This is a genomic window from Mesorhizobium sp. M7A.F.Ca.ET.027.03.2.1, from assembly GCF_003999175.1.
GTDB lineage: Bacteria > Pseudomonadota > Alphaproteobacteria > Rhizobiales > Rhizobiaceae > Mesorhizobium.
Window position 1 is genome coordinate 1 of record NZ_RZOM01000196.1, and the last position, 7224, is coordinate 7224.

The 7224-nt window shown below is 64.6% G+C and carries 6 protein-coding genes and 1 pseudogene; 3 read left to right on the top strand and 4 right to left on the bottom strand.

Annotated elements, in window-relative coordinates:
• Positions 1-57 precede the first annotated feature (57 nt).
• From EN750_RS11340 to EN750_RS11360, 4 genes are all read right to left on the bottom strand, one after another.
• On the bottom strand, positions 58-1131 hold the full coding sequence (locus EN750_RS11340; RefSeq protein WP_127396478.1) for an ABC transporter ATP-binding protein: 1074 nt from the start codon (positions 1129-1131) through the stop codon (positions 58-60).
• Positions 1128-1922, bottom strand: coding sequence for an ABC transporter permease (locus EN750_RS11345; protein ID WP_127396479.1), 795 nt, complete (start codon positions 1920-1922; stop codon positions 1128-1130). The genes EN750_RS11340 and EN750_RS11345 overlap by 4 nt, the downstream gene beginning before the upstream one ends.
• A complete protein-coding gene (locus EN750_RS11350; protein ID WP_127396481.1) occupies positions 1915-2757 on the bottom strand; it encodes an ABC transporter permease in 843 nt (280 codons plus the stop codon). The genes EN750_RS11345 and EN750_RS11350 overlap by 8 nt, the downstream gene beginning before the upstream one ends.
• Positions 2758-3132: 375 nt before the next feature.
• Positions 3133-4197, bottom strand: a complete 1065-nt coding sequence (locus EN750_RS11360; protein ID WP_127266967.1) for a spermidine/putrescine ABC transporter substrate-binding protein — start codon at positions 4195-4197, stop codon at positions 3133-3135.
• A gap of 18 nt (positions 4198-4215) precedes the next feature.
• On the opposite strand from EN750_RS11360, the gene EN750_RS11365 reads away from it, so the two are divergent.
• The 3 genes and pseudogenes from EN750_RS11365 to EN750_RS11375 form a co-directional block, all read left to right on the top strand.
• Entirely contained in the window at positions 4216-5376 is a 1161-nt protein-coding gene (locus EN750_RS11365) for a GntR family transcriptional regulator (RefSeq protein WP_245482676.1), read from the top strand.
• Positions 5377-5386: 10 nt separating this feature from the next.
• On the top strand, positions 5387-6670 hold the full coding sequence (locus tag EN750_RS11370; RefSeq protein WP_127396480.1) for a glycosyltransferase: 1284 nt from the start codon (positions 5387-5389) through the stop codon (positions 6668-6670).
• A gap of 5 nt (positions 6671-6675) precedes the next feature.
• Positions 6676-7224, top strand: a pseudogene (locus tag EN750_RS11375) (glutamine synthetase); the annotation flags it as partial.

Consider the following 7224-nt stretch of genomic DNA (forward strand, 5'->3'; position numbering starts at 1 on the left):
GCCGTAGGCCGCTTCTGGAAAAAACGCGATCGTCTTCTGCGCCATCAGGCTTCTCCTTTATTCTGCGAAAACTCTGACATCGGCGGCGTCCCAGCCGAGTTCGACCTGATCTCCCGACGCGACCGGCCGGCGGTCGGCGGCATCAGCGGTGACGCGCACCAGGAACGGCTTTGGGGACAGAGGTGTGCGGACATGCAGCTGCAGGTCGAGCCCCTGATAGGCCAGCGCCTCGACCGTGCCGGTGGTGCGGTTGGCGGTCTCCACCGACGGGAACAGCCGGATGCGCTCGGGCCGCACCGACGCGACAGCAGATGCACCGGGCGAGAGCTTTGCTGGAACCTTGCCTAGTACTCGAACGCCATTCGCGGCTACAACCCCATCGGCGGCGGCCTTGCCCGGCACGAAATTCATCACGCCGATGAAGTCGGCGACGAAACGGTCGGCCGGATGCTCATAGATCGCGTGCGGCGTGTCGCATTGCAGCAGCTTGCCGTCCTTGAGCACCGCCATGCGGTCGGCCATCACAAGCGATTCTTCCTGGTCGTGGGTGACGATGACGAAGGTGATGCCGACCTCATGCTGCAGGCGCTTCAATTCCAGCTGCATGGCGCCGCGCAGTTTCTTGTCGAGCGCGCCAAGCGGCTCGTCGAGCAGCAGCAGGCGTGGCCGCTTGACCAGCGCGCGGGCGAGCGCGACGCGCTGCTTCTGACCGCCCGACAGTTGCTCCGGCTTGCGGTCGGCGAAGGGGACCAGCTCGGTTGTCGCCAGGATGGCGTCGACGCGGGAGCGGATTTCAGCCGCCGGCAAACGTTCCATCTCCAGGCCGTAGGAGACATTGGCGCGGACGCTCATATGCGGAAACAGCGCATAGGATTGGAACATCAGATTGACCGGCCGCTTGTTGGGCGGGGTTTTGGCAATGTCGCGGCCGTCGAGCAGGATGCGCCCGTCATTGGGCGTCTCGAAGCCGGCCAGCATGCGCAGCAGCGTGGTCTTGCCACAGCCGGACGGCCCGAGCAGCGCGAAGAACTCGTTCTCTCTGATGTCGAGCGAGATGCCGTCGACGGCGGTCACCCGGCCGAAATTCTTCGATACATGATCGATGGCCAGAAGCGTGCGGGGTTCGCTCATTGGCCTATGATCCCACGGTTGAGCCGCTGCGACAGGGTCAGCGCGGTGATCGAGACCGCCATGACGATGGTCGCCAGCGCGTTGATCTCCGGCGTGATGCCGAAGCGGATCATGGCGTAGATCTGCATCGGCAGCGTCGTCGAGGCGCGGCCGGCGCCGGCGGTGAAGAAGGCGATGATGAACTCGTCGACCGAGAGCGTGAAGGCGAGCAGCGCACCGGCGATCACCGCCGGCGCGATGACCGGCAATGTCACCCGCCTGAACGTGGTGAGCGCGGAGGCGCCGAGATCGGCGGAGGCCTCGACGATCGACCAGTCGAAGCTCTTCAGCCTTGCGCGCACCACCGAGCAGACGAAGGCGAGATTGAAGACGACATGGGCGAGGATGATGGTGTGCAGCCCCATGGTCAGGTTGAGCATGGAGAAGAACGACAGCAGAGCGATCGCCAGCACGATGTCGGGGATGATCATCGGCGCGAAGATCAGCGCTTCGAGGCCCTTGCCGTATTGCCGGCGCATCTCGATGCCGATCGCCAGCAGCGTGCCGAGCAGCGTGGCGATCGCGGTCGAGACCAGTGCCACGATCAGCGTGTTGAGCGCAGCGGACAGGATCGCCGAATTGCCGGCCAGCGAGGCATACCATTTCAGCGAAAAGCCCGACCATGCCGTCGGCAGCCCGCCTTCGTTGAAGGAAAGCGCGACCAGCACGACTATCGGGATGTAGAGGAAGGCGAAGACCAGGCTCAGCACGAGCCAGAGCGTGCGCCGCGTGGCGGGGGAGCGCTCAGCCATCGGTGTCTCCGCCGGCTTGCGCGGCGTGGCCCGAGGCGCGATTGGCGGCCAGCGCCTGCGCCATCAGCACCAGAAGCATGATGGCGATCAGCGCCATCGCGAGCGCGGCGCCGAATGGCCAGTCGTTGGCAGTCAGGAACTGGTCGTAGACGAGGTTGCCGATCATCTGGAAGCGGCCGCCGCCGAGCAGCGCGGGCGTGACGAAATTGCCGATCGACAGCACGAAGACAAACACTGCGCCGGCGGCAATGCCCGGCACGGTCAGCGGCAGGATGACACGGCGGAATGTGGTGGCGGCGGAGGCGCCGAGGTCACGCGAGGCTTCGGCCAGTTCCGGGTTGAGGCGCGACAGTGGCGCGTAGCAGGCAAGGATGACGAAGGGGAGATAGTTGTAGACGAGGCCGGCGATGACCGCGCCTTCGGTGTAGAGCATCGAGGGCGGTTCGCCAGTGTAGCCGGACCAGCGCAACAACTGCGTGATCAGGCCTTCGCGGTTGAGCAGCACGATCCACGCATAGGTGCGGATCAGGTAATTGGACCAGAACGGCAGCACGGCGAAGAACAGGAACACCGGCTGCCACCGGCGCGGGGCGGCTGCGATGGCGTAGGCGGCGGCATAGCCGATCACCACCGCGATCAGGGTGGCGGTGCCGGCGATGCGCGCCGAGTTGAGGAAGATGCCGGCATAGAGCGGATCGAAGACGAGCCCGAAATTTTCGAGCGTGAAGGTGTATTCGATGCCGCCATAGATGCCGCGCCGGAAGAAGGCGAGCGCCAGCACCAATGCGCACGGCACCACCATCAAGGCCGCGAGCCAGGCCAGTGCCGGGGCCATCAGGAGGGAGGAGCGGGAGGGGGTGTACTTCACGGAGGAGTGCCCCCCTCTGCCCTGCCAGCCTCTTCAAGGGCATCGAAATGATGTTCGGGCAGTTGCCCCCTCACCCGGATTGCCATCCAAATTGCGAAGGGCAATTCGGGGCAATCCGACCTCTCCCCGAGGGGAGAGGAGGTCGCTGGCGCCGGCGCTTTGCTCTTCTCCCCCACGGGGAGAAGGTGGCCGCGAAGCGGCCGGATGAGGGGGCGCTGCGCTGGAGATTGGCGACAGGCCACAACCCAGCCAATCTCCCCCCTTGAGGGGGAGATGGCCGGCAGGCCAGAGGGGGGCGCGAAGGAACGCAAGCTTGATTCCAGCTACCGAAGTGGCGCGCCGCTACTGCGCGGCCTTGATCTCGCTGACGATCTTCGAATAGTCGCGCTGGGCGTCGCCGACGTCGCGCAACTGCTCGAACTTGACGAGGTCGGCCACCGGCATCGCCATGTTGGGGAATTTGGCCAGGAAATCGGCCGGCAGGCTTTCCATGGCTGGCTTGTTCGGCACCTTGTAGTCGATGTTCTGCGCCGCCCAGGCGTGGTTCTTGGCGTCGAGCATGAAGTTGATGAACTGGAAGGCGGCGTCCTTGTTGGCGGAGGCCTTCATCACCACCATCGTGTCAACCCAGAGGTCGGAGCCTTCCTTGGGAATGACGTATTTGATCTCGGGCTTTTCGGCGATGCCGTAATTGCACCAGCCGTCCCATGCCTGCACCATCAGCGCCTCGCCGGACACCAGCTTGGAATAGAAGGTGGTGTCGTCATAGGCGAGCAGGGTCTTCTTGGCCGAGATCAGCAGATCCTTGACCTCAGCCATCTTGGCCGGGTCGGTTTCGTTGACCGAATAGCCCTTGTCGAGCTGGCCGGCGGCCAGCAGCCAGCGGTCGGTCGCCAGCATGGTGGTCTTGCCCTTCAATTCGTCGGATGGCGCGAGCAGGTCGCTCCAGCTGGTCGGCGCAACCTTCATCAGGTCCGAACGGTAGCAGAGGCCGGTCGTGCCCCAGGTGTAGGGCACCGAGAATGCATTGCCGGCATCGTGCGGCAGCTTGGTTGCCTCGGGATAGAGATTGGTGAGGTTCGGGATCTTGGCGTGGTCGATCGGCTCGGTCAGGCCGAGCTTGTTCAGCACCTCGGCGAAGGGCGAAGAAACGAAGACCACGTCATAGCCCTTGCCGCCGGCGGCGATGAGCTTGCCCATGATCTCTTCATTGGTGGCGTGCACCACCACTTCGCCCGACACGCCGGTGGCGGTCTTGAAGGCGGCCATGGCGTCAGGCGCCATGTAGCCGTCCCAGTTGGAAATGACGAGGTCGGCAGCCGTCGCCGGCGCGGACAGCGCCAAGGCCAGGCCAAGTGCGATCGAAGATGTTTTCAGCGCACGGCGCCGCAGGCTGGTAGCGGTCATGACAGACTCCCATTTCGGTTGATCGTCGAATTGCATTCGCCGGACCAACGCCTGCGACCCTTGCCGCTGCCTCGATCCCGTTCCCTCGGTCTTTTTCTCGCCGATTGCCCTGACAGTACTATTGCAGAAAAAAGTACGTCAATCCATAATTTGCTAGGCGATCGTGGAATCTGGCCGATTGCGTCCGTGCGGGCGATCGGTCAGATCAATGCGGTCATGTCGTTTTCCACGAGACCAGTCATGCAAGCCGCAGCCCGACGACCTCGCACCAACCATCTCGATCTGGCGCAGCGCATCCTGGATGTGGCGCGGCAGCGCGGTTTTGAGCCCGGCGCACGCTTGCCGGAGCAGCAGATCGCTTCGTTGTGCAATGTCTCGCGCACGCCGGTGCGGGCGGCTCTCGGCCTGCTCGCTGAACGGGGTGTCGTGCGCTGGGAGGCAGATTCCGGTTATCACCTGGCCATCGACCTCACCGCGCAGGCTTCAGTCGCCACGGAACTGCCCGCCGCCGAGGAGGACGAGTTGGCCGAGGCGATCCTGCGCGACCGGTCGGCGCGTCGGCTGGACCAGACGGTGACCGTCGCGGGGCTGATACGGCGCTACAGTGCCGAGCGCAAGACGGTACTAAAAGCACTTAACAAACTGACCGAAGAGAATTTGTTGGACCGAGCGCCTGGCCAGTCCTGGCTGTTTCGGCGCACGCCCGACGATCCAGAGGCGCAAGGCGACAGCTATGAGTTCCGCTTGCTGCTGGAACCCGCGGCCATCCTGACGCCGGGCTTCCGGCTGGACGGCGCGCGGGCGGCGACGTTGCGCCAGGCTATGGAAGCGCTGGTGGCGCTGCCGGACGCCGCATTCGATACACGCGAGTTCCAGCGGCTGGACATCGATTTTCACGGCATGCTCGCCGAGGGCTGCGCCAACCGCTTCATCGCCGACGCGCTGGCCGATCACCTCAGGCTGCGCCGGCTACCGGGCATCTATACCGGCGTCAACGTCTTCCGCTTGCGGCAATCGCTGCGCGAACACCTTGTTATACTCGACCATCTTGAAAGCCTGCAGTATGAGGTGGCGGCCGATCTGCTTCGCATTCATCTGCGGCTCTCCCGCAACCAGCGACCGCAAGCGGCCAGTCGCGGGGCGCCCGCCCTGTTCGGCATGATCAGCCGGCCGGAATGACGAGGATTAATTGACGCGTAAAGCCAGCCCGACCATCGCGCTGTTCCCCGAAGCCAGTTTCGGCGCGGCGTTGAATTGCGTCGGCATCGCGCAGGCATTGCGTGCCAAGGGCGCCCGGCCCGTCTTCATTTGCCATGCCGGCTTCTCCGGCGTCTTTGCCGACTATGGTTTCCAGGAATACCAGCTGCCGACCGACGAGCCGCTGAGCGACAGCGAACGCCAGAGCTACTGGCAAGCCTTCGTGCGCAGGCACCTGCCGCATTTCAGGCTGAGCCCGATCGACCAGCTGGAAACCTATGTCGCGCCGACCTGGCAGGCGATCGTCGACACCGCGGTCAATGCCGAGGCGCCGCTGCGCCAATTGCTGGCGCGGCTGAAGCCGGATGCGGTGGTGCTCGACAATGTCATCATGTTCCCGGCGATCGCTGCCGCCGGCTGTCCATGGGTGCGCGTCGTCTCCTGCGCAGAGACCGAGCTGCCGGATGCTGAGGTGCCGCCCTATCTGTCGGGGCTTGGCGCGGATGACCCGCAGCGCGCGGCGTTCGAGGCAAGGTATCTGGCGGCTTGCGCGCCCGCACATGACCGCTTCAATCGCTTTCGCATGGATGCCGGCCTGGCGCCGCTACCGAAGGGCCTGTTCCTGGAGGCGTCGCCCGACCTCAATTTGCTGCTGACCCCGACGATCGTGCGCCGCGAGCGCGCCGAGCCGCTCGATCCCACGCGCTTCGTCTATCTCGAAGGCTGCGTGCGCTCGGAAGGGCCGTTCGAAGTGCCGGTGTTTCCGCGCAACAAGGGGCCGCTAGTCTATGTCAGCTTCGGCAGCCTCGGCGCCATGGATGTCGGCCTGATCGAGCGCATGCTGGTCGTCTTCGACAGGCTGCCGGCGCGCTTTATTGTCAATGCCGGCGGCCTGCGCGACGCCTACCGTGCGGTGCCCGACAATGTCTATCTCGACGCCTGGTTTCCGCAGCCCTCGGTGGTGGCGAAGTCAGACCTGTTCATCCATCACGGCGGCAACAACAGTTTTTGCGAAGCACTGCGCTTCGGCGTGCCGTCACTGATCATGCCCTATTGCTGGGACGGACACGACAATGCGCGCCGCGCCGGAGAAACCGGCGTCGGTGACCATATCGGCCGTGATGCCTGGACCGAAGGAGTGTTGGAGAAAGCCATTCTCGGCCTGCTGGCCGACGATGCCATGCGCGCCCGCCTCAAGGACAATGCAGCCCAAATGGCGCTGAAACCTGGAACGGATGTGGCCGCGCAAGCCATACTCTCTTTGATACGGACATGAACGAAATGCCTGACAACAACACGAATATCTCGCTCTCCGGCGGCAACGACGCCAAGGGCTGGCTGGCCCGGCACGGGATCAACGAAGTCGAGTGCCTGGTGCCCGACATGAACGGCGTCCTGCGCGGCAAGGCCTTGCCGACGGCCAAATTCCTCCAGGCGCTGGAAGATCGCGCGCTCTATCTGCCGAGCAGCGCTTTCCTGGTCAGCATCGACGGCCGCTACTCCGGCTCGATCGACGAGGGTTTTGCCTATTCGGACCCGGACATGCGCATGGTGCCCGACGTTTCGACGCTGTGCCTGGCACCCGGTGCCAGCCCCGGCAAGGCCTATGTCTTCGCCGATGCCTTCCATATGGACGACCGGCCCTGGATGGCCTCGCCGCGCCATGTGCTGCGCGCCGTGCTCGACCTCTACGCCAGGCGCGGCTGGCGGGCGGTGGTGGCGCCGGAGCTCGAATTCTATCTGACCGCGCCCAATCCCGATCCGGACCAGCCGCTGACCGCTCCGATCGGCGCCAATGGCCGTGCCGAGGGTGTGCAGCATCCCTATGAC

Excerpts from the sequence above, each read along its gene's own strand:
- EN750_RS11340 (WP_127396478.1), bottom strand. The coding sequence starts at position 1,131 with ATGAGCGAACCCCGCACGCTTCTGGCCATCGATCATGTATCGAAGAAT.
- EN750_RS11345 (WP_127396479.1), bottom strand. The coding sequence starts at position 1,922 with ATGGCTGAGCGCTCCCCCGCCACGCGGCGCACGCTCTGGCTCGTGCTG.
- EN750_RS11350 (WP_127396481.1), bottom strand. The coding sequence starts at position 2,757 with ATGGCCCCGGCACTGGCCTGGCTCGCGGCCTTGATGGTGGTGCCGTGC.
- EN750_RS11360 (WP_127266967.1), bottom strand. The coding sequence starts at position 4,197 with ATGACCGCTACCAGCCTGCGGCGCCGTGCGCTGAAAACATCTTCGATC.